This window comes from Streptococcus infantis (assembly GCF_047464415.1).
Taxonomy (GTDB): Bacteria; Bacillota; Bacilli; order Lactobacillales; family Streptococcaceae; genus Streptococcus; species Streptococcus infantis_AE.
The window spans coordinates 61,716-85,201 of record NZ_JASHBX010000008.1; the positions used below are offsets into that span (position 1 = coordinate 61,716).

General features: G+C 38.6%; 18 protein-coding genes and 1 pseudogene. 7 read left to right on the forward strand and 12 right to left on the reverse strand.

The features are described 5' to 3' along the window. Window positions 1-121: 121 nt before the first annotated feature. Together QM460_RS06075 and uvrB are read right to left on the reverse strand one after the other, a co-directional pair. A complete protein-coding gene (locus QM460_RS06075; protein ID WP_414289540.1) occupies window positions 122-1,936 on the reverse strand; it encodes a DUF2971 domain-containing protein in 1,815 nt (604 codons plus the stop codon). A gap of 18 nt (window positions 1,937-1,954) precedes the next feature. After that, window positions 1,955-3,943, reverse strand: coding sequence for an excinuclease ABC subunit UvrB (gene uvrB, locus QM460_RS06080; RefSeq protein WP_414289541.1), 1,989 nt, complete (start codon window positions 3,941-3,943; stop codon window positions 1,955-1,957). 180 nt (window positions 3,944-4,123) lie between these two features. Here uvrB and QM460_RS06085 point away from each other — a divergent pair, with 180 nt between their 5' ends. The 3 genes from QM460_RS06085 (at window position 4,124) to zwf (ending at window position 8,977) form a co-directional block, all read left to right on the forward strand. After that, window positions 4,124-6,298, forward strand: a complete 2,175-nt coding sequence (locus tag QM460_RS06085; RefSeq protein WP_414289542.1) for an ABC transporter substrate-binding protein/permease — start codon at window positions 4,124-4,126, stop codon at window positions 6,296-6,298. Then, window positions 6,298-7,038 (forward strand): amino acid ABC transporter ATP-binding protein, encoded by a 741-nt coding sequence (locus QM460_RS06090; protein ID WP_049503260.1) that lies wholly within the window; start codon window positions 6,298-6,300, stop codon window positions 7,036-7,038. The genes QM460_RS06085 and QM460_RS06090 overlap by 1 nt, the downstream gene beginning before the upstream one ends. Before the next feature lie 451 nt (window positions 7,039-7,489). Then, window positions 7,490-8,977: a glucose-6-phosphate dehydrogenase gene (zwf, locus tag QM460_RS06095; protein ID WP_414289543.1), complete on the forward strand. Its 1,488-nt coding sequence runs from the start codon at window positions 7,490-7,492 to the stop codon at window positions 8,975-8,977. Window positions 8,978-9,016: 39 nt separating this feature from the next. On the opposite strand, the gene ftsY is transcribed toward zwf, so the two are convergent. The 3 genes from ftsY to QM460_RS06110 are packed head-to-tail and all read right to left on the reverse strand — an operon-like array spanning window position 9,017 to window position 12,078. Next, window positions 9,017-10,465, reverse strand: a complete 1,449-nt coding sequence (ftsY, locus tag QM460_RS06100; protein WP_414289544.1) for a signal recognition particle-docking protein FtsY — start codon at window positions 10,463-10,465, stop codon at window positions 9,017-9,019. 3 nt (window positions 10,466-10,468) lie between these two features. Further along, entirely contained in the window at window positions 10,469-11,287 is an 819-nt protein-coding gene (locus QM460_RS06105; RefSeq protein ID WP_414289545.1) for a Cof-type HAD-IIB family hydrolase, read from the reverse strand. Next, complete coding sequence (locus QM460_RS06110) at window positions 11,287-12,078, reverse strand: Cof-type HAD-IIB family hydrolase (RefSeq protein WP_045763331.1); 792 nt, start codon at window positions 12,076-12,078, stop codon at window positions 11,287-11,289. Before QM460_RS06110 ends, QM460_RS06105 begins: the two co-directional genes overlap by 1 nt. Window positions 12,079-12,409: 331 nt before the next feature. On the opposite strand from QM460_RS06110, the pseudogene QM460_RS06115 reads away from it, so the two are divergent. Next, a pseudogene (locus QM460_RS06115) lies at window positions 12,410-12,877 on the forward strand (8-oxo-dGTP diphosphatase). Window positions 12,878-13,199: 322 nt separating this feature from the next. On the opposite strand, the gene QM460_RS06120 reads toward QM460_RS06115, so the two are convergent. The 4 genes from QM460_RS06120 to rnc all read right to left on the reverse strand — a co-directional run bounded on the left by QM460_RS06120 (window position 13,200) and on the right by rnc (window position 18,925). After that, entirely contained in the window at window positions 13,200-13,778 is a 579-nt protein-coding gene (locus tag QM460_RS06120; RefSeq protein ID WP_414289546.1) for an HD domain-containing protein, read from the reverse strand. Between the two features lie 172 nt (window positions 13,779-13,950). Next, the gene (locus QM460_RS06125; protein ID WP_000344917.1) at window positions 13,951-14,610 is read right to left on the reverse strand and encodes a trimeric intracellular cation channel family protein; all 660 of its coding nucleotides are present in this window, start codon (window positions 14,608-14,610) and stop codon (window positions 13,951-13,953) included. An 86-nt stretch (window positions 14,611-14,696) separates the two neighbouring features. Then, window positions 14,697-18,236 carry a chromosome segregation protein SMC gene (gene smc / locus QM460_RS06130; RefSeq protein ID WP_414289547.1) on the reverse strand — a complete coding sequence of 1,180 codons (3,540 nt, stop codon included), beginning with the start codon at window positions 18,234-18,236 and terminating at the stop codon, window positions 14,697-14,699. Beyond that, the gene (gene rnc, locus QM460_RS06135; protein WP_373094750.1) at window positions 18,227-18,925 is read right to left on the reverse strand and encodes a ribonuclease III; all 699 of its coding nucleotides are present in this window, start codon (window positions 18,923-18,925) and stop codon (window positions 18,227-18,229) included. Before rnc ends, smc begins: the two co-directional genes overlap by 10 nt. A gap of 153 nt (window positions 18,926-19,078) precedes the next feature. Here rnc and QM460_RS06140 point away from each other — a divergent pair, with 153 nt between their 5' ends. Genes QM460_RS06140 through ffh form a run of 3 tightly spaced genes read left to right on the forward strand, consistent with a single transcriptional unit; the run spans window position 19,079 to window position 21,212 of the window. Then, window positions 19,079-19,411 (forward strand): putative DNA-binding protein, encoded by a 333-nt coding sequence (locus QM460_RS06140; RefSeq protein WP_000402065.1) that lies wholly within the window; start codon window positions 19,079-19,081, stop codon window positions 19,409-19,411. A gap of 2 nt (window positions 19,412-19,413) precedes the next feature. Next, window positions 19,414-19,629, forward strand: a complete 216-nt coding sequence (locus QM460_RS06145; RefSeq protein ID WP_414289548.1) for a 2-oxoglutarate:acceptor oxidoreductase — start codon at window positions 19,414-19,416, stop codon at window positions 19,627-19,629. Window positions 19,630-19,646: 17 nt separating this feature from the next. Beyond that, window positions 19,647-21,212 carry a signal recognition particle protein gene (gene ffh, locus QM460_RS06150; RefSeq protein WP_045763336.1) on the forward strand — a complete coding sequence of 522 codons (1,566 nt, stop codon included), beginning with the start codon at window positions 19,647-19,649 and terminating at the stop codon, window positions 21,210-21,212. A 24-nt stretch (window positions 21,213-21,236) separates the two neighbouring features. On the opposite strand, the gene QM460_RS06155 is transcribed toward ffh, so the two are convergent. The 3 genes from QM460_RS06155 to QM460_RS06165 are packed head-to-tail and all read right to left on the reverse strand — an operon-like array spanning window position 21,237 to window position 23,483. Further along, window positions 21,237-22,127: an RluA family pseudouridine synthase gene (locus QM460_RS06155; RefSeq protein WP_371560347.1), complete on the reverse strand. Its 891-nt coding sequence runs from the start codon at window positions 22,125-22,127 to the stop codon at window positions 21,237-21,239. Next, window positions 22,117-22,578 carry a signal peptidase II gene (gene lspA, locus QM460_RS06160; protein ID WP_414289549.1) on the reverse strand — a complete coding sequence of 154 codons (462 nt, stop codon included), beginning with the start codon at window positions 22,576-22,578 and terminating at the stop codon, window positions 22,117-22,119. The genes QM460_RS06155 and lspA overlap by 11 nt, the downstream gene beginning before the upstream one ends. Continuing rightward, window positions 22,575-23,483, reverse strand: coding sequence for a LysR family transcriptional regulator (locus QM460_RS06165; RefSeq protein ID WP_049526940.1), 909 nt, complete (start codon window positions 23,481-23,483; stop codon window positions 22,575-22,577). Before QM460_RS06165 ends, lspA begins: the two co-directional genes overlap by 4 nt. Between the last annotated feature and the right edge of the window lie 3 nt (window positions 23,484-23,486).

The following is a 23,486-nucleotide window of genomic DNA, read 5'->3' on the forward strand; positions in this document are numbered from 1 at the left end:
CTAGCCAAGATTTAAACTTTTCTAAACTGGATAAATCTTTTTTTCTACATGTTTTTATTTTACTCTTATTCATTGTTATACCAAAGAGTAGCATCACTCGTCTTTCATAAAAATTTTTTAATTAACGATAAGGAATCTTTGAATTTTCTATCTCTATATCAGGATTGGCAAGTTTGAGATATGGAGCAATATAGTCTGCATCCGTAACCTTTGGACCCAGAATTACTTTTGAGTATTTCAAAGGTAGTAGATTGATGTATACAAATAAAGCATATCTTCCTTCCTCTTTGGATTCTAAGTGAATATATTTCCTGAAATCATCATAACCAGATTCCTTATTTTCACTAAGCCCAATACCACCTGATAAACTTATGATTTCTTCTATTTTAATTCTATCATCTGTTAAGTGCTTCGGATTAAGTAGTCGCTCTATTTCCGAATCATCAAAGTTGATTAGTATACGAAACTCACTCTCATATTCATAATCAGACACTTTAAAAAGGTAAGATATTTTTGCTAAATTTTTAAAGATAGTTGTCATTATCAATTTGCTCTCTTTAGTATGTCTACCTTTTAATTCCTTAATTACCCTTTTTAATTCATTAAGTTTTTTAACAATATCAGAATCGTCTTCCCTTGTATTGTTTAAATAGAATATTCTCACAAATTCTAATGCTTCATGTTCAATTATTTTTTGTAAATACTTCTTATCGTACTGTAAAAATGCACCTCTAGATTCTTCTGCATATTCTTTCCACATTGGAAGACTATCTGATATAGTTGTCATTGAAGATAAGAAGACATTAGAATTCTGATAGCATTCCGATGAATCTTCTATTTCCAAGTAATCATAGACGGCTCTTCCTTCCATAGGATCATTTAATTGTTTAGAATTTGTTAATCTCAAATACGCAGGTTTACTTGCATCGCCAGATTTTATTGTTTTAATTAAATGATTCGTTAAAGTTTCAATTTTAGTATAATGACCAAATTCTTCACTATTTTCAAGGTCTTGAGCATTAATTGTCAAAAGTGAGCGAATTTTATCTATGAGAGTATTTGCAATTTCCCCCAATTCATCTACTTGAATTTCTTGTAAATTTCTTTCCTCTTCATCTTGTATTTCATTCTCTTTCTCTAATATCTTAAGAATTGCACTTTTCCAAATATCTGAGTCTTCATAACTCAATATAGTTTTAAGTGTTTCTATAGATTCTTTGATAATATCTGTATGTTTAGTCTCTAACCACATCAAATAAAATCTTACAGTATAATGATCAGGATTATTTTTATAAAACTGATTAATTATATCTAAATGTTCCGATTTAAAAAACTTTACGATTTTATCAAGATGAAAATATTGAAAAGCTATGGAACCAAATGGAAAATTTAAAAGAATTATATCACAAACAGATACTACATCTTGTTTTATTTTTTCTTTTACTATTTCAAAATCTTTACCTTTTTCAAAAATTGTCAGCATTATATTGAGTATGCCATAACAAATAAATTCATTAATACGATTTAAATCAAGATTTTTGATACATTTAATAATTAAAAAGAAAATGCTATCATCATACAAAAAGTCTTCTAAGTCTTCAACTATAATATTTTTTTCCAAATAGTTGTTCAAAGACCGAAAGTAATTATATAGAATATCAGCAGAAATAAACACTTCATAATTTTCTTTAATTAATGATTCTGCATCCAATAAAATATTCTTAAAAATTGTTTTATCGACAAGGTTACTAAATTCTAATAGTATATATAAAGTTGTTTCTAATTTTTCCCATTTTTCTTTTGGAGAAAATCGCAAAAAAGCTTCAGTTATATTCTTAATATTCTCTACTTTACTATCTAAGTTATCTAAAGACCGTATGGCAGTTTCTAATTCAAAATAGTAAGCATCATTTTTATAATCATCTAATATATCCATTTATTTTTTCTCCTTTCATTACCCCAACGCCTTGACTTCCAACATCATATCACGTATTTGCGCTGCCAACTCGAAATCAAGCACTTCGACGGCTTCTTGCATTTGTTTTTCTAGTTTCTTAACCAATTCTTTACGTTCTTGTTTGTTAAGTCTATTGATGTCGACTTCTTTATCTTCTTCCTTAGCCACAGTTTTTGTGACAGAGATAAGGTCTCGGATTTCCTTCTTAATAGTTTGTGGGACAATGCCATGTTCTTCATTATAGACCATCTGAATTTTACGACGACGAGCTGTTTCATCAATGGCTTTTTGCATAGACTGGGTCATAGTGTCAGCATACATAATGACATGCCCTTCACTATTACGAGCTGCACGTCCAATGGTTTGGATAAGACCACGTTCATTTCGGAGGAAGCCTTCCTTATCAGCATCAAGAATGGCAACCAAACTTACCTCTGGTACGTCAATTCCTTCACGAAGGAGATTAATTCCGACTAAGACATCGAAGACTCCCAATCGTAAATCTCGGATAATCTCTGTCCGCTCTAAAGTCTTGATATCCGAGTGCATGTACTTGACCTTGATCCCCATTTCCTTGAAGTAGTCTGTCAAGTCTTCTGCCATTTTCTTGGTTAAGGTTGTAATAAAGGTACGTTCATTCTTTTCAACACGGGCATTGATTTCCCCCAAGAGGTCATCAATCTGTCCCATGGTTGGACGCACTTCTACCTCAGGATCCAAAAGACCTGTTGGACGGATGATTTGTTCAATCACGGTGTCAGTTTGTTCCATCTCGTAATCACCAGGTGTCGCTGAAACGTAGACAATCTGGTGGACATGACTTTCAAACTCTTCACGACGAAGGGGACGGTTGTCCAAAGCAGACGGCAAACGGAACCCGTAGTTAACCAACATTTCCTTACGTGAACGGTCACCATTATACATTCCTTTGATCTGCCCCATAGTCATATGGCTCTCGTCAATCATAATCAGAAAATCATCAGGGAAAAAGTCAAGAAGGGTGTACGGAGGCTCCCCTTCGCTTCGTCCATCCATGTGACGTGAGTAGTTTTCGACACCATTGGTATAACCCATCTCACGTAGCATCTCGATATCGTACTCTGTCCGTTGTTTCAAGCGTTGCGCTTCGAGGAGCTTGCCTTCTTTTTCAAAGATACCTAACTGCTCCTCCAATTCAGCCTGAATCTTAGCAATTGCTACCTCCATGTGGTCATCATTGGTCACAAAGTGAGTGGCTGGGAAAATCGCCAAATGGTCCACTTCACCGAGGACTTGACCAGTTAGAGCTTCAACCTCCCGGATGCGATCAATCTCATCTCCGAAGAACTCAACACGGAAGGCATGCTCATCACGAGATGCTGGAAAAATCTCCACCACATCCCCACGAACACGAAATCTTCCACGCTGGAAATCAATGTCATTACGCTCAAATTGAATATCGACCAATTCATTAAGCAGTTTATCACGAGAAATCTCAAGACCTGGGCGCAGACTTACTACACTATCAGCGTATTCCTTAGGAGAACCCAAACCATAAATACAAGATACAGACGCTACAACGATGACATCGTTACGCTCCAAGAGCGCTGATGTAGCAGAGTGACGAAGTTTATCAATCTCATCGTTGACTGAACTATCTTTTTCGATGTAGGTATCGCTCGATGGCACATAAGCTTCAGGTTGATAGTAATCATAGTAGGATACGAAGTACTCGACCGCATTCTCTGGGAAAAATTCCTTGAACTCCCCATAAAGCTGGCCTGCAAGAGTTTTATTGTGGGCGATGACTAGGGTTGGTTTATTAACTTTTGAAATCACCTGACTCATGGTATAGGTCTTTCCTGTACCAGTCGCCCCCATCAAGATTTGAGCTTTTTCACCACCCTCGATGTTATCTACCAACTGTTCAATGGCCTGCGGTTGGTCGCCAGAAGGTTGGTATTTGGATACAAGTTTAAATTTGTTGTCTGTAATTCTATTGATCATAATTGCCTCATACACATTTTCTATACTTCTATTTTACCATAAAAAGGATCGACTTACTGATTCTCAATTTCTTGCCACTTATCACCTCATGTTACATCTTATGACATCAAAACACTAAATATTTGCCAACTTTTTTATTTTCTGCTATAATGGGTAAATATTCTAAAAAGGAGACTAAACATGAAGAAAAAAATCCTTGCATTTTTATTATTTTTATTTCCCTTATTCTCTTTAGGCTATGCTAATGCGGACACTATCAAGATTGTTAGTGATACAGCTTATGCACCCTTTGAGTTTAAAGATACAGACCAGACTTATAAAGGAATTGATGTTGACATCATCAATAAAGTCGCTGAGATAAAAGGATGGAATATCCAAATGTCTTATCCAGGCTTTGATGCTGCTGTCAATGCGGTTCAAGCAGGGCAAGCAGATGCGATCATGGCTGGTATGACAAAAACCAAAGAACGTGAAAACGTCTTTACCATGTCTGATACATACTATGATACAAAAGTTGTCATCGCAACAACTAAGTCTAACAAAATCACTAAGTATGAAGAACTCAGTGGTAAAACTGTTGGTGTTAAAAACGGTACTGCCGCACAACGTTTCCTAGAAAGTATCAAAGATAAATATGGTTTCACTATCAAAACCTTTGATACTGGTGATTTGATGAATAACAGTCTCAGTACAGGGGCTGTAAATGCCATCATGGATGACAAACCAGTCATCGAGTACGCTATTAACCAAGGGCAAGATCTCAGTATCAACATGGACGGAGAAGCCGTTGGAAGCTTTGCTTTTGGAGTTAAAAAAGGTAGCAAGTACGAATACCTAGTTACAGAATTTAACGAAGCTTTAGCTCAGATGAAAAAAGATGGTAGCTTGGAGAAAATTATCAATAAATGGACAAATTCTTCTAAAACTAGTTCACAAGTAACTTCTCTCACTTCAACTACAAGTGCAGGTCAAAAAGCTACTCCAGTCAAATCAAAATACGTTATCGCAAGTGATTCTTCATTTGCACCATTCGTTTTCCAAAACTCAAGCAACCAGTACACTGGTATTGATATGGACTTGATCAAGGCTATTGCCGAAGACCAAGGTTTTGAAATTGAAATCACCAACCCAGGTTTTGACGCTGCTATTAACGCGGTTCAATCTGGTCAAGCTGATGGTATGATTGCTGGTATGTCTGTTACAGACGCTCGTAAAGAGACCTTTGATTTCTCTGATTCTTACTATACAGCTAATACTATTCTTGGAGTTAAGGAATCAAGTACCATTTCTTCTTATGAAGATTTGAAGGGTAAAACCGTTGGTGTTAAAAACGGTACTGCTTCTCAAACCTTCCTAACTGAAAATCAAAGCAAATATGGTTATAAAATTAAAACCTTTGCAGACGGTTCATCTATGTATGACAGCTTGAACACAGGTTCAATTGACGCCGTGATGGATGACGAACCAGTTCTTAAATACTCTATTAGCCAAGGACAAAAATTAAAAACACCAATCGAAGGTACTCCAATCGGTGAAACTGCTTTTGCAGTTAAAAAGGGAAGCAATCCTGAATTGATTGAAATGTTCAACAACGGTCTTGCAAATCTTAAAGCAAGCGGTGAGTTCCAAAAGATTCTTGATAAATACCTGGCAACTGATTCAACAAGTGAATCATCAACTGTTGACGAAACTACTATCTTGGGCTTGTTGAAAAACAACTACAAACAACTCCTAAGTGGACTTGGAATTACCCTTTCTCTAGCTTTGATTTCCTTTGCAATTGCGATTGTTATCGGGATTATCTTTGGTATGTTTAGCGTTAGTCCTTATAAATCACTTCGTCTTATTTCAGAAATCTTTGTCGATGTGATTCGTGGTATTCCATTGATGATTCTTGCTGCCTTTATCTTCTGGGGAGTTCCTAACTTTATTGAATCTCTTACAGGCCAACAGAGTCCAATCAATGACTTTGTCGCTGGTACAATCGCACTCTCCCTAAACTCAGCCGCTTATATCGCTGAAATTGTACGTGGTGGTATTAAGGCTGTTCCTATCGGACAAATGGAAGCTAGTCGAAGCCTTGGTATCTCTTACAGTAAAACCATGCGTAAGATTGTCTTGCCACAAGCAACCAAACTTATGCTTCCAAACTTCGTCAACCAATTTGTTATCGCACTTAAAGATACAACTATCGTATCTGCAATCGGTTTGGTCGAACTCTTCCAGACTGGTAAGATTATCATTGCTCGTAACTACCAAAGTTTCAAAATGTATGCAATTCTCGCAGTCTTCTATCTTGTGATTATCACTCTTCTTACTAGACTTGCAAAACGCTTAGAAAAGAGGATTCAATAATGGCTAAATTAAAAATCGATGTCGATAATTTACATAAACAATATGGTAAAAATAAAGTCCTTAAAGGAATTTCAGCAAAATTCTATGAAGGAGATGTTGTTTGTATCATTGGACCTTCTGGTTCAGGTAAATCAACTTTCTTGCGTAGCTTGAATCTCCTTGAGGAAGGTACAAAAGGTCATATCACGGTTAATGGTTATGATTTGACGGATAAAGCAACCAACGTGGACCATGTTCGTGAAAATGTCGGAATGGTGTTCCAGCACTTCAATCTTTTCCCACACATGACGGTATTGGAAAATATCACTTTCGCACCAGTAGAGCATAAGTTGATGACTAAGGCCGAAGCTGAAAAATTGGGAATGGAACTCCTTGAAAAAGTTGGATTGGCTGATAAGGCTAATGCAAATCCTGAAAGCCTATCAGGTGGTCAAAAACAGCGTGTGGCTATCGCCCGCGGTCTAGCCATGAACCCTGATATCATGCTCTTTGACGAACCAACTTCTGCCCTTGACCCTGAGATGGTTGGCGACGTTCTTAACGTTATGAAGGAATTGGCCGAACAAGGCATGACTATGATCATCGTAACCCACGAAATGGGATTTGCTCGTAAGGTTGCCAATCGAGTTATCTTTACTGCAGATGGTGAATTCCTTGAGGACGGTACACCTGACCAAATCTTTGATAACCCACAACATCCTCGTCTTAAAGAATTTTTAGACAAGGTTCTAAACGCCTAGAAGAGGTTAGACAAAAAGTCTTTATAATCAAAAAACGCATTGTATCAGGTATAAAAAACTTGATATTATGCGTTTTATTGTGGGAAGATTTACTTCGTTTGCTCCTGATACTCAATGAAAATCAAAGAGCAAACTAGGAAGCTAGCCGCAGGTTGCTCAAAGCACTGCTTTGAGGTTGTAGATAGAACTGACGAAGTCAGCTCAAAACACTGTTTTGAGGTTGTAGATGGAACTGACGTAGTCAGTATCCTACAACATACGGTAAGGCGACGCTGACGTGGTTTGAAGAGATTTTCGAAGAGTATGAAATTAAATTTTTGCCCAGACTATTAATATAGACGTATTGGATTTTTGGATTTTTTAGAAAATTATGATAAAATAAAGGATATGAAAAATGGGGATTCCTCATGCCTAGTCTAACTAGGAAACAAAATAGAAATTAGGTAGCTAGATGTCATCAAAAGTTATTGTTACAATTTTCGGTGCAAGTGGGGATTTGGCCAAACGTAAGCTCTACCCTTCACTTTTTAGACTTTATAAATCAGGTAATCTTTCTGATCATTTTGCTGTTATTGGAACTGCTCGTAGACCTTGGAGTAAGGAGTATTTCGAATCTGTCGTTGTCGAATCTATTTTAGACTTGGCAGACAGTGTGGAAGAAGCTCAAGCATTTGCGAGTCATTTTTACTATCAAAGTCACGATGTTAATGATACTGAGCACTACATCGAACTACGCAAACTTCAGGCTGAATTAAACGAAAAATATCAGACTGAGCACAACAAACTCTTCTTCCTCTCAATGGCACCTCAGTTCTTTGGTACCATTGCTAAACACCTCAAATCAGAGCAAATTGTTGATGGTAAAGGCTTTGAACGTTTGATCGTTGAGAAACCTTTTGGAACAGACTATGAGACTGCAAGCAAACTTAACGAAGAACTCCTAGCTACTTTTAACGAAGAGCAAATCTATCGTATTGACCACTATCTCGGTAAAGAAATGATTCAAAGTATTTTTGCCATTCGCTTTGCCAATATGATTTTTGAAAATGTTTGGAATCGTGAACACATCGATAACGTTCAGATTACCTTTGCAGAGCGTCTAGGTGTTGAAGAACGTGGTGGCTACTATGATGAATCTGGTGCCCTTCGAGACATGGTTCAAAACCACACTCTCCAACTTCTTTCACTCCTTGCTATGGACAAGCCAGCAAGCTTTACCAAGGATGACATTCGCGCAGAGAAAATCAAGGTCTTCAAGAACCTTTACCACCCTACAGATGAGGAACTTAAAGAGCAATTCATCCGTGGTCAATATCGTTCTGGTAAAGTTGATGGCATGAAATACATCTCTTACCGTAGTGAACCAAATGTTAACCCTGAATCTATGACAGAAACCTTTGCTTCAGGTGCTTTCTTTGTTGACACTGATCGTTTCCGTGATGTCCCTTTCTTCTTCCGTACAGGGAAACGCCTAACCGAAAAAGGAACACACGTAAACATTGTCTTCAAGCAAATGGATTCCATTTTCGGAGAGCCTCTAGCACCAAACGTGCTTACCATCTATATCCAACCAACTGAAGGTTTCTCTCTCAGTCTTAACGGTAAAAAGGTAGGGGAAGAGTTTAGCCTTGCGCCAAATTCTCTTGACTATCGAACAGATGCGACTGCTACAGGTGCTTCACCAGATCCATATGAAAAACTGATCTATGATGTTTTGAACAATAACTCAACCAACTTTAGCCACTGGGATGAAGTAAGTGCCTCATGGAAATTGATTGACCGTATTGAAAATCTTTGGGCTGAAAACAGTGCTCCACTCCATGACTACAAGGCTGGTAGCATGGGACCTCAAGCTAGCTTTGATTTACTTGAAAAATACGGTGCTGAGTGGACATGGCAACCAGATATCGCCTATCGTAAAGATGGTCGTTTAGAATAATCAAAAACAATCCTGCAAGAATTCTTGCAGGATTTTCTTTTATATCAAACCTTCTAGAAGGCCCTTCATAAAGTTTTCAGAGTTAAACTCACCGATATCATCGATTTTTTCACCAAATCCAATCAACTTAACAGGAATATTGAGTTCTTCACGGATAGCCAGAACAACACCACCTCGGGCAGTTCCATCAATCTTGGTTAAGACTATTCCTGTAACAGGCGTAATTTTTGAAAACTCTTTGGCTTGTACAAGAGCGTTTTGTCCTGTTGAGGCATCCAGAGCTAGGAAGGTTTCATGCGGAGCTTCTGGAACGACACGTTTGATGATACGACCAATCTTTTCCAACTCAGCCATTAAGTTTTCCTTGTTCTGTAAACGGCCAGCTGTATCAATCATGAGAATGTCAACACCTTCTGCTACTGCTCGTTCCATCCCATCAAAGACCACACTGGCAGGATCAGCTTTTTCAGGCCCAGTAACCACAGGAACATCTACACGGCGACCCCATTCCGCTAACTGAGCAACTGCACCAGCACGGAAGGTATCTGCAGCAACCAGCATGACTTTCTTGCCAGCTTGTTTGTAACGGTGAGCAAGCTTACCAATAGATGTTGTTTTTCCGACACCATTAACACCTACAAAGAGCATAACTGTCAAACCATCTTGGAAGTTAATGCTTTCATTGTATTGTCCATCTTTTTCGTAAAGCTCTACCAATTTTTCGATGATGACACGACGGAGGGCATCAGGTTTCTTAGCATTTTCAAGCTTGGCTTCATAGCGCAATTCTTCAGTAAGATTTGAAGCTACCTGTACACCAACGTCACTCATGATTAAGAGTTCTTCTAGTTCTTCGAAGAATTCTTCATCAACAGAGCGGAAGTTAGCAAAGAAGGCATTCAAACGAGCACCAAATCCCGTACGAGTTTTCTTGAGACTACGGTCATACTTTTCCTGTACAGTCTCTTGAACTTGAGGAGTTTCTTCGCTTACTAGATCTTCTTCCACTTCTTCATAAGTATCTGACTCCGTCTCGTCTGATTGAACTTGATCAGCTTCTTCCTCGTCACTATCACTTGAAGCTACTTCTTCGACTGGTGACTCAGGTTCTTCTGCAACAAACTCTGCTACATCTTGAACTCTTTCTTCAGTTTCTTCAACTTTTGTTGACTCTTCCTGACAACAATGGCATTCAGTTTCCTCTTCAAACTGAGTCTCTTCTTCCTGAGGAGTTGCTTTTGGTTCAACTGTTTCTGTAGTAGTTTCTGCTACTGGTTCTTCCGACTCACTAGCTTCTTTAGAATAAGTTTCCTCAAATTCTGAACTTTGGTCGATTTCTTCAGTATTTTTCACTTCAACTTCTTCAGTTCCAAGTGCTTCAACTTCGTCGCCAGGTTCTGTCAGATCCAAGTTTTCCAAAGCTTCTTTAACGACTTCTTCGATTTTTGGTTCTTCTTTTCTACCAAATAAACGGTCAAATAATCCCATACTTTAGTTCTCCTTCAGTACATATTTTTCAATGGCCCAGGCAACAGCTTCCTCGTCATTGGTCATTGGAGTCACGACATTCGCAACTTCCTTGACCTCAGGCACAGCATTTTGCATGGCAACGCCGAGTCCTGCCCACTCAATCATAGAAAGGTCATTGGCCTCATCTCCACAAGCCATCACCTGACTTCGGTCAATTCCTAGGTGGTCAATCAATTTAGCTAATCCAGTAGCCTTATGAACGTTCTTTGGTGACCATTCCAAAAGCATGTCGCGAGATTTAAAAATTTCATAATTGTTAAACAAGTCTGATGAAATGTTAGCAATTGCTGCATCCAGCGGTTCTTGGGCAAAGGCTGTCACACATTTATTATAAGTCATTTGACTAGACAAATCTTCAAAGTCAATTGGAACAAAAGTCAGAGCAGGATTAAATTTAGCATACAGACTCTCTTGATCCGATTGGATTTGGTAAACGGTTCCTTCTGAAATGGCATCTAAAGGAATACCTAGCTTTTCAGTTTCCTCGTAAATACGTGTCACATCATCAATCGAAAAGACTGTTTTATCGAGAATCTCACCTGTATTTTTCTGAACCAATCCTCCATTAAAGGTAATGGTATATTCATCATCATGACCGTCTGTTCCGAGCTCTTTGAGGAAGAAATCCATGGCCTTGAGGGGACGTCCAGTTGTCAGTACCACTTTGACTCCCTGATCACGCGCAGCCTTCAACGTCGACTTGGTACGTTCAGTCAATTTCTTGTCTGTTGTCAGCAAGGTTCCATCTAAGTCCAAAGCAATTAATTTAATATCTACCATTACAATTCCTCCATATAAGCAATAACTGATTGGTCCTTGTGGTGTCCAATAATTGTTTCAGCAAGTTCTAAAATCTCTGGACGTGCATTTTCAGGTGCGACTGGGTGCCCAACCACTTGCATCATGTGAAGATCATTTAGATTATCACCAAAGGCCATCACTTGATCCATATCCAGATTTAATTTCTTAGCCAATTCGACAATAGCAACTCCCTTGTCAACATGGTCTAAAACGATGTCAATGGATTCAAAGCCTGTCGTCATAGCCTTGACCCCAGGAACATGTTCATTGACCCAAGATTCTCCAGCGTCCACCGTTTCTTCAGTGAAGTTAGTTGTGAATTTGAAAATCTCATCGGTAATATCTTCAAGACTGGCTACTTTTTTGATATTTTCATTATAATGATGACTAAACATGAGATAGGTTTCATCTACTGTGTCTAAGACATAGCAAGCCTCTTTACCAGTCAAAAGCATCTTCTTCTCATCAAAATATGGTGAAGTCTTTAGCTTTTCAAATGTTGATAGGTAAAAATCACGAGGCATGGTTGCTTCATAGAGGTCCTCTCCATGGAAACGAACGAGACTCCCATTTTCAGCAATGAAAATAATCTCATCTTTAACATCCGCAAAATGCTTTTCAAGAGATAAAAGCCCACGGCCAGAAGCTACAGCAAAGTAGATTCCTTTTTCTTGATAAGAATGGAGCAACTTTTTCAGACGCTCCATATCAAATTGACCGGCACCATCCAAAAAAGTACCGTCCATATCCGTTGCTACTAATTTAATCATAAGTTCTTCATACTCCAATTAATAAATCTACCTTCTATTATACCATAGAAGAAGCAAAAAAAGACGTGCCGAATTGACACTCCCTTAGCTTCTATAAATCAATCCATATGCCATTTTGAAGGCCAGGCTGATTTTCTTACTTTCTTTTATATCCAGCCTCTCAACTCTTTTCTGCCAAAGTTCTTTATTAAAGTCTATTCTGAGAGTTAATCAGCTATTGCGTACAAATCATCAATCTTTGGCTGAGATACATTTGTCACAATCATAAATAGCATATAGTTCTTGACATATAATCTTGCATATGAAAAAATACTTGTTGGAGGTTGATCATATGACTGAAAAAATCAAAAACTGGGTTAATATTTGCGTTTTGAAAAATCAAGAAATTTTATTACTTAATAGACAGCACGATAATTTTCCTGGCTGGATTCCACCGGGGGGAAAAGTTGAATTCCCTGAAAGTTTTTTTGAAGCTGCATTACGGGAACTTAAGGAAGAGACTGGACTCACTGCATTAAATCTTGAATTAAAAGGAATTTCAGGCTTTACTAATTCAATTGGTAATGAGAGATTTGTCTTCTATGACTTTTTATGTACTCAGTTTACTGGTGAACTAAGCACATCAGCTGAAGGTGAGCCAAAATGGTGAAATCTAAAAGATATTGATAAAATACCAATGCAAGATGAAATAAGAAAAAGGCTACCGCTTTATTTAAGAAAAGGAAGCTTTGAAAGTATTAACTATTGGGATGATAATAAGAAATGCATTAGTGAAAACAAAACAATTTTATTTGACTAATATTCTCTACAGTATAATCAAATGCAAAAGTCTTAATCTGTTAGTAATTTTTGCATAATTCAATACTCAACACAATCTGTCTTAAACAACATATAGTGTAACGTTATACAAAACAAGGGTATCTAATAAAAATCATCTACTCTAGCAATTCTCCCCTTGTATCTATAGATAGCTAAAAAGCCTTGGAAACTGCTTATTCCAAGGCTTTCTCTATATATTCTATTGTATCAATTTCTTTATTCAGATTTCTGTTGCTACTAATTTAATCATATATGTTTCCATTCTCCAGTTAAAAATCTATCTTCTATTGGGCCAATTGTTATTAAAAATATAAGCCCTTCTCCACACTTTCCTGAATTAACTCTTCTGTCAGTTTCCATAATTCTTCTGATTCACTTTTTATGAACTTTTTCTTTTCTAATACCATGTCTGCACTGATATTATCAGGATTATAATTGAATTCTGACACTTCCAAGTGATTTATCAGCGGTAGCAAGGCGTCGATCACTCTTGCATATCTTGCTTCAGAACTCTGCCCTTTTTCAAATTCCAACCACGAATTTTTCATTTGTAAATATTTTTCTTCTGGAAGAATATTCATTGTTTTTTCTATAGATGCTAGTTCTCTGTCATGAGAATGAAGCTTTTTTTCATCATCAAAAACCCAAGTATCACCGGCATAAATCTCACCTAAATCATGAATCAATAACATAGAAGTGACTTTTTCCATATCCAATTTTTCAGGATAATAATCTTGAAGAACCATCGCAGCTATGGCACCCTGCCAGGAATGCTCGGCACTATTTTCAAATCTGCCATCAAGAGTTCTATTAAATCTTGTGACTGCCTTTAATTTCTCTATTTCTTTAATAAAATCAACTGAATGTTTCAAATTACTCATTGCTATTCCTACCTTATTCGAAATTACAAATATAATAGCAAAAATTAATCTTTACATCATTAATTTCCCGTATTTGCAAAAAAATAACGCCTAATCCACATGAGATTAGACGCTGATAAAATGACTATTTTAAACTTATTTACGGGTTTAGAATCAAACCTTCAGCCATTCATCAATTCAAAGTTCTCTTATCCATATTTGGCAAAGAGAGCTTGAACTTAATAATACAAAGTCGAATCACAAAGCCAACTATAGAGAGAATGATAAAGGCAGTAATTCTTGGAAAGTGAAGGACAAATGCTAGCCAGTAATAAATAACTCCAATTACGAAAGATAGAAGGGCATAGATATCTTCTTTTAGAACACTTGGAACTTCATTTATAAGGAGATCTCGGATAATACCTCCACCGGCTCCTGTTAGACAAGCCAAAATCCCTGCAGACATTAGATTTAGCTTACTATCCACCAAGGCTGTCGCTCCAATCAAGGAGAAGATAATCAACCCAATGGAGTCAAAGATGAGATAGGCTTCTCTCAACCACTTATAGAACTTTTTATCATGACTGGCATTGGCCTGTTTTGAAGTCACAAAGACATACATGATAACAGCTACTAGGATAGAGACATAAATGGGGCTAGGATCTGCTAGAGAAGCTGGAAAGCGACTAATAATGGAATCTCTTAGGATTCCTCCGCCTACTGCAGTTACAATTGCCAATAAACTGATTCCAAAAATATCTAAACGTTTACCAAATCCTTTGATGGCTCCTGAAGCAGCAAAGGCTATAGTTCCAATATAATTACAGATCATTAGGAATAGATCAAAATCCATATAAGCTCCTCAAATTATTTTGTAACCCTTCCGACTTCTTGAAGGTCATTTAAATGCTTAGATTAAAAATTTGTAATGAGCACTAACTAAGCATCCATATTCTCTAAGTCTTTTAGTTTAACCGAAACAATCTTAGAGACACCAGATTCTTGCATGGTCACCCCATAGATAGAGTCTGCGGCCGCCATAGTTCCCTTACGGTGGGTAACGACGATAAACTGGCTATCCTTGTCAAATCGGTTGAGATAATCCCCAAAGCGTTTAACGTTTGCTTCATCGAGTGCAGCTTCTACTTCATCCAAGATAACAAATGGAATGGTCTTAACCCGAATGATTGAGAAGAGCAAAGCCAGAGCTGATAAGGCTTTCTCTCCACCACTCATAAGATTGAGAGACTGGATTTTCTTACCTGGTGGTTGAACAGAGATTTCAACACCAGCTGTCAATAAATCACCTTCTGTCAGAATTAGGTCTGCTTGGCCACCACCAAACATCTGCTTGAAGGTCACTTTAAAGGATTCACGAATAGCTTCAAACGTAGACTTGAAGCGTTCTTTCACTTCATCATTCATCTCTGTAATGGTTTCAAGAAGCAAATTCTTAGCAGAAAGAATATCGTCGCGCTGACTATTCAAGAATTCCAAGCGTTCGTGTACTTCGTCAAACTGTTCAATGGCATCCAAATTGACCGGACCAAGTGAACGAATGGATTTTACCAAATCCTTAACCTTTTGTTCAGCGACAGCCAAGTCTTCCAATTGGTTGGCTTGTTCTAACGCTTCTGTATAACTAATCTGGTATTCTTCAGTCAGTTGACCTTGAAGATAGCGAAGGCGGTCTGTAATCTTCTCTTTAGTCGCTTCTGCTCGTGTTTGCTTTCGAATCCATTCTTCATTTTGCTGACGAGCTTGTTCTAAATGACTAGCAATATCATCCAATTGACCTTCAATATCATCTAGTTCAAACTGCTTACGAATGAGTCCTTGTTGAATTTCTTCCTTTTGACTCTTAGCTTCTGCTTCCTGCTTGGCTAAAAGTTCAGTATCAACTTTTTCAAGATTGTCTACTTTTTCTTGCAAAAGGCGTTCAATTTCTTCTTGTTCGATATTGAGGTTCTCAAGTTCTTTGTTGATCCGTTCAATATCAGCAACTTCATATCGCTTCTGTCCAAGCATTTCTGTTTTGAGCAGACGCTCTTGAGAAAGTTTTTCCTGTAAGTTTTGATAGCGTTCCTGAATAGCATTTTTATTGGACTTGATTTCTTCAATCTCAGACTCCAGCTTTTGCTTTTCAGTTGCAATGAGTGCAAGTCGTTCTTGGCATTTTTCTTTTTCAGCTTGCCAATCTCCACCTCTGAGATTAGTTAATTCTTGCTCCTGAAGTTTTAAGAGTGTTTCGAGTTCTTCGACTTGCTGGCTAGTTTGTTGATAAGCTAGGTACAAGCCTTGTTCTTCTATACGAGCTTGCTCTCCTTGGGACTTAATGGTCTCCAAAGTCTGAGTGAGGGTAGCTAAGTTTTCTTGAACTGACTTCAGATTTTCTTCCTCTTGACGAAGAAGCTTTTCTTCTTGAGCAATTTCTTTTTGCAATTGCTCCAATTCAGGCTTGATGAAAATACTGTTATTTTGACGATTGGCCCCACCAGCATAAGAACCACCTGTTCGTAGTTCTGTACCATCTAAGGTTACCATACGAACTTGATAGCGCACCTTACGAGCAGCATCACGCGCATGCTCAACTGTATCAAAAATTGCTGTAGTAGCTAGCAAGTTTTTAAAGATGGCTTCAAGCTTGGTATCAAAGGTAACCAGTTCATCTGCCATGCCAAGAAAACCTGGACTTGAGGCAATCACATCTTGGTTTTGACCTGAAATGCTACGAGCCTTAATGGTTGTCAAGGGTAGGAAGGTAGCACGGCCTGATCGGTTTCTCTTAAGGAAATCAATGGCCTTGGTTGCTGCCTGTTCGTCTTCAACTATGATGTGTTGGCTACTTGCACCGAGAGCAATCTCAAGGGCTGTTTGATAATGAACGTCAAAGGTTAAATGTTCACTAACAGCTCCAACAATACCACCTAGGCGGTTTTTCTCTTGTAAGACACTCTTAACACCTGCATAAAAATTGCTATGGTTTTTAAGAATGTTTTCCAAACTTTGTGCCTTGGCCTGCTTGTTTTTCAAACTATCTAAACGGTCAAAGAGTTGATTTTGCTGACTTTGATAAGCCTGCTTTTGTTCTTCTTCTTGCTTGGCATTGGTCTGGTATTCAGCAAGTAAGCTTTGTACTTCTTCTTTAGCTGATTTAAGAGCAACTTCTTGCTCACTAGCCTTGGACTTGGCAGAAGCCAATTGTTCCTTCAAGGATTCTAATTGTTCTTCTTGCTTTTGAGTTTGTTGGCGACTATTTTCAAGGTCGTTTTCAATCCGTGTCAATTGGTTGGACACATCCGCTTCTTCCTGCAGAAAGGCAACGAAACGTTCACGCAATTGCTCAATCATTTGGTCTGGATCATCAGAAAAAGCTAATAACTCAGCTTCTAGCTGATTGAGTTCCTTGGTATTGACCTCTAAATTTTCTTCTAACTGACTGAGATTTGCTTCTTTTTCTTCCTTCTCTTGAATGAGGGCATTTCTCTTTTCATCTAAACCAGCCAAACGAGCCTGAGCTTCTTGTTGATTAAGGGCAACTTGCTCAGTTTCTAGTTTTGATAAAGCTAACTTACGCTCTAAATCACTGATTAAACTAGTCAAATCCATCAAGCTTGACTGATCTTTTGCCATCTCAGCCTGCAAATCATGACGTTTCTTTTTGAGAGCTTGATTTTCTTCTTCTAGCTCTTGTCGCTTTTGGTAATAGCTAGTTAGAAGTTCCTGAACTTGATTTAATTCTCCTTCTGTCACATCCAATTCAGCCTTATTGGCTTGAATTTGTGCAACCAAAACGTCCAAGTAGATCGCTTTACGCTGACCGTCCAACTCCATAAATTTACGAGCTGTAGCTGCTTGCTTCTCCAAAGGCTTGATTTGATTGTCCAGCTCATAGATGATGTCTTCTAAACGGTCTAGATTGTCCTGAGTTTGTTGAAGCTTGCTTTCTGTCTCTTTTCGACGGGTTTTATACTTCAAAACTCCGGCAGCTTCTTCAAAAATAGCGCGACGTTCCTCAGGCTTAGAGTTAAAAATCTCTTCGACTTTCCCTTGGGAAATGATGGAGAAAGAATCACGTCCGAGTCCAGTATCTAAGAAGAGGTCATGGATATCACGGAGACGAACTTTTTTCCCGTCAATCTTGTACTCACTATCTCCACTCCGATAGATATGACGTTCAACTTTGATTTCCTGGCCTGCATCCTTGATAAAGCCATCTTGGTTATCCAAAGTAACAATAACAGAAGCGTAGTTTAGAGGCTTCCGACTTTCTGTTCCTGCAAAGATGACATCAGGCATCTTCCCACCACGCAGACTCTTGACACTAGATTCACCAAGTGCCCAACGGAGGCTTTCAGTGATATTTGATTTCCCAGAGCCATTTGGTCCTACAACTGCCGTCACCCCTTGGTCAAAAACAACCTTGGTCTTGTCAGCAAAGGACTTAAACCCTTGGATCTCAATTTCCTTTAAATACATGAATCCAGCCCTTTCTCAACTGCATTTTTAGCGGCTTCCTGCTCGGCCAATTTTTTAGAGCGTCCTTTACCTGAACCTAGACTTTGCCCCTCAACAAGGACTTCAACCTCAAACATCTTATCATGGGCTGGCCCAATCTCTGAAATCACCTGATAACGAATATCAACATCTCCATTAACTTGGAGCAATTCTTGCAGGTGAGTCTTATAATCCTTGATCATCTCAAAATCGCCAGCTTCAACCTTTGGAATCATGACTTGGTAGATAAAGGTTTTAACAGTTTTTATATCCTTATCTAAAAGCAGGGCACCCAAAAAGGCTTCGAAGGCATCCCCCAAGATCGTATCTCGGTTACGGCCTCCCGATTTTTCCTCACCCTTACCAAGCTTGATAAACTGGTCAAACTGACAATCACGGGCAAAACCAGCCAAACTCTCCTCACGGACAATCATAGCTCGGAGTTTTGACAAGTCCCCTTCTGGTTTTTTAGGGTATTTTTTAAACAAATATTCTGAAATCAATAATTGCAGAACAGCGTCTCCTAAAAATTCCAAGCGTTCATTGTGTGAAATTTTTAAGAGGCGGTGCTCATTGGCATAACTGGTATGGGTAAAAGCTGTTTCAAGTAAGCTTTTATCTGTAAAAACAAGATCAAAACGGTCTTGTAACACTGATTCTAATTCTTTCATGATTACCTCTTTCTAAATCATTATAATCCTATCCATTATATCAAAAAAAGCCTTCATAGTCAGAAAAGAACAGTGAAAAGCTTATTTTCTAACTTCTAGCTAAAATCAGCCCCCAGCTAGCGGATTGGGCTTTTTTTTGGTATAATAAATCTTATGGAAATTGAAAAAACCAATCGAATGAATGCTCTGTTTGAATTTTATGCAGCCCTTTTGACTGATAAGCAGATGAACTATATCGAACTCTACTATGCAGACGACTATAGTTTGGCTGAAATTGCTGAAGAATTTGGTGTTAGTCGTCAGGCTGTTTATGACAATATCAAACGAACTGAAAAGATTCTGGAAGACTATGAGATGAAACTCCATATGTACTCTGACTACATTGTTCGCAGTCAGATTTTTGATCAGATTTTGGAGCGTTATCCAGAGGATACTTTTCTGCAAGAGCAAATTGAGATTTTGACCAGTATTGATAATAGGGAGTAATCATGGAAAATCTTGTCGTCTATAAAGGAATACCCTGTAAATTATTAGCTGCAGAGGAACCATTTCCTAGACGACTACAGATTATCTCGCCCGATGATATCTCCAAAGCTATGCAAATAGGTTTTAGCTGTTGGGGATATCCAAATGAAATCATGAAAGAAGTCACACCTGAAGAACTAGAATGTTTGCAACATTTCGGACGAATTCCACTGAATTGAAAAAATAGGAGAAAAACATGGCATTTGAAAATTTAACAGAACGTTTGCAGAACGTCTTTAAAAACCTACGTAAAAAAGGAAAAATTACAGAGAGCGATATCCAAGAAGCAACCAAAGAAATCCGTCTAGCTCTTTTAGAAGCCGACGTTGCTCTACCAGTTGTCAAGGATTTTATCAAGAAGGTTCGTGAACGTGCGATCGGGCATGAAGTCATTGATACCCTCAATCCAGCCCAACAAATCATCAAGATTGTTAATGAAGAATTAACAGAAATTCTTGGTTCAGACACAGCTGAGATTATCAAGTCACCAAAAATCCCAACCATTATCATGATGGTTGGTTTGCAGGGGGCTGGTAAAACAACTTTTGCAGGTAAACTTGCTAATAAACTCAAAAAGGAAGAGGATGCTCGTCCTTTAATGATTGCAGCCGATATCTATCGTCCTGCTGCTATTGACCAGTTGAAAACACTGGGACAACAAATTGATGTTCCCGTCTTTGCTCTTGGTACAGAAGTTCCTGCAGTTGAGATTGTTCGCCAAGGTCTGGAGCAAGCCAAAGCCAACCATAACGACTATGTCTTGATTGATACGGCCGGTCGTTTGCAAATTGACGAACTTCTCATGAATGAGCTTCGTGACGTTAAAGCCCTCGCTCAACCAAATGAGATTCTCTTGGTCATCGATGCCATGATTGGTCAGGAAGCTGCCAACGTTGCTCGTGAATTTAACGCTCAGTTGGAAGTCACTGGTGTCATCCTTACAAAGATTGACGGTGATACTCGTGGTGGTGCTGCCCTTTCTGTTCGTCACATCACTGGAAAACCAATCAAGTTCACTGGTACTGGTGAAAAGATTACCGACATTGAAACCTTCCACCCTGATCGTATGGCTAGCCGTATTCTCGGTATGGGGGATATGCTGACTCTGATTGAGAAAGCTTCCCAAGAATACGATGAGCAAAAAGCCATTGAAATGGCTGAAAAGATGCGAGAAAACACCTTTGATTTCAACGATTTCATCGATCAGTTGGATCAGGTGCAAAATATGGGACCAATGGAAGATTTGCTCAAGATGATTCCAGGTATGGCCAACAATCCTGCCCTTCAAAATATGAAGGTGGATGAAAAACAAATTGCTCGCAAACGTGCCATCGTCTCTTCTATGACTCCTGAAGAACGTGAAAACCCAGACTTGCTTACTCCAAGTCGCCGTCGTCGTATCGCTGCTGGTTCTGGTAATACCTTTATCGAAGTCAACAAGTTCATCAAGGACTTCAACCAAGCTAAACAACTCATGCAAGGTGTCATGTCTGGTGACATGAACAAGATGATGAAACAGATGGGCATCAACCCTAACAACCTTCCTAAAAATATGCCTGGTGGTATGGATATGTCAGCCCTTGAAGGTATGATGGGACAAGGTGGTATGCCTGACTTGTCAGCTCTTGGAGGAGCAGGAATGCCTGATATGAGCCAAATGTTCGGTGGAGGTCTCAAGGGTAAAATCGGTGAATTTGCCATGAAACAATCCATGAAACGCATGGCTAATAAAATGAAAAAAGCCAAGAAAAAACGCAAATAAAAGGGACTCGCTTGAGTCCTTTTTTTAGTTATTTCGAAGTTTTTCCAAAGTCTCTTTAAAGATATCTGGGATTTCTGAAGTAAATTCCATAGTTTCCCCTGTTCTTGGATGGGTAAATCCAAGTGTCTTGGCATGGAGAAATTGCCCATGTCCTTTCAAGGTTTTACGAGGGCCATAGACCTCATCGCCAGCGACTGGATGACCGATATAAGCCATATGTACACGGATTTGGTGAGTTCGTCCTGTTTCCAATTGCAATTCCAGCAAAGTATAATCACCAAAGCGTTCCAAGACTTGGAAACGTGTCACTGCTGGTTTCCCTTTTGCAGTCACAGCTTGTTTCTTACGATCTTTTTCGCTACGTCCGATTGGTGCTTCAATCACACCACGGTCATTTGGAAGATTTCCATGAACAATAGCCCAATATTTGCGAAGAGACTTCTTATCCTTCAATTCTTGAGCCAGTGCTAAATGGGCATCATCGTTTTTAGCAATCATCAAGAGTCCAGATGTATCTTTATCAATACGATGGACAATCCCTGGACGCAAGACACCATTGATGCCTGATAGGTCCTTGATGTGGTACATAAGGGCGTTAACCAAGGTACCACTGGTATGTCCAGCACTTGGATGAACAACCATCCCTTGAGGTTTATTGACTACTGCTACATCCTCATCTTGATAAATGATTTCTAGAGGAATATCTTCAGCTACATACTCCAAAACTTCTGGTTCTGGCACCTGATAAGTAACGACATCGCCCTCTTGAACCGTATACTTGGCTTTTTTGACCTGACCATTAACCAAGACTTGACCTGATTTGATTTGTTCATTGGCGAGACTTCGCGACAATTCTGTCAAATCTGACAAAGCCTTATCTAAGCGTAGTCCACCTGTTTCAATTTTAATTTCCATTCATTTCCTCTTTTAGCATTGCAAGCAATAACACAACTACTCCTACTGTCAGATAACTATCAGCTACATTGAATATGGCAAAATTAACAAAGTCTAAGTGAAACATATCCACGACAAATCCTTGACTGATACGATCGATAAAGTTTCCTAGACCACCTGCAATAATCAAAACCAGTCCAAAGACAGTCCAGAAAGAATCCTCTATATGCTTATGCAAATACCAGATAGCTCCTACCATGACCACTAAGGTAATCACTGCAAAAAACCACTGTTGATCTTGAAGCATAGAAAAGGCTGCACCCCTATTTTGCAGATAGGTTAAACTAACTAGATTTGGGATCCATGACTTGATTTCACCAAGAGCAATATTTTGAACGACGTACGCCTTTACAAATTGATCTAAGACAATCAAGGCTGCTATAATCCCTGCAATTATTCCTCTTTTTTTCATGCTTTCCTCTTCTGATCAAAATACTCTTGCATAACCTCTACAAATAAAGTCCCTGCTTGGCTCAAGTCTACTTCCTCACGTTTCACATAAACCATGCGATTATTGAGATTATCATTTAGCGGAATAACGGTGATCCCGTTCACACTGTCGCTATCTAAGAATCCAGAACCAGTCGCATAAGCATTTGTTCTTTCAAGAATCCCATTTAAGGTAGCGCGGTCAGTTACGTTAAACATTTGAGAGCTAGCACTTGTATCTACAAAGTTCTCTGAGTAATAAAGATACTCATCCTTTTCCTGTGTGAATCGAACTGTTGGTAAATCAGCCAAATCCTCCATAACCAACTCTTTTTTCTTGGCTAAAGGATGCCCTTCACGCAGATAGATATGGGTTTGGAAAGGAATCAACTCAATCACTTCAAGTCCTAACTTTTCAACCCGTTGCATAATTCCCTTTTGGTTTTGATTGTTGAGATAAATAATCCCAATCTCACTATGTCCTTGGGCTACTTCATCCAAAATCTGAACAGTTGTTGATTCAAAAATACGGAAATTCTTATAGTCAGGATATTGTTGCGAAAAAGCTGTAATGGTTGGTGGCAAGAAATCATAGTGCTGGCTGGCTATTGAAAACTCATCCTTCTCCTCTTCAGGATTGGCATACTGATTTTGGAAAACATCAAATCCTTTAACCAACTCTTGTGCCTTTTCATAAAATTCCATCCCACGACGTGTAAGAAAAGTTCCTGAACTGGTTCTGCGGAAAATCTTAAAGCCAAGCTCTTTTTCCAAGTCTCTTACAGAAATAGATAGACTCGGCTGGCTAACGTACATTTTCTCAGCCGCTTCACGAAAAGTACCACTATTAGCAATAGCTACAACGTAGCGTAATTGTTGAATATTCATGAT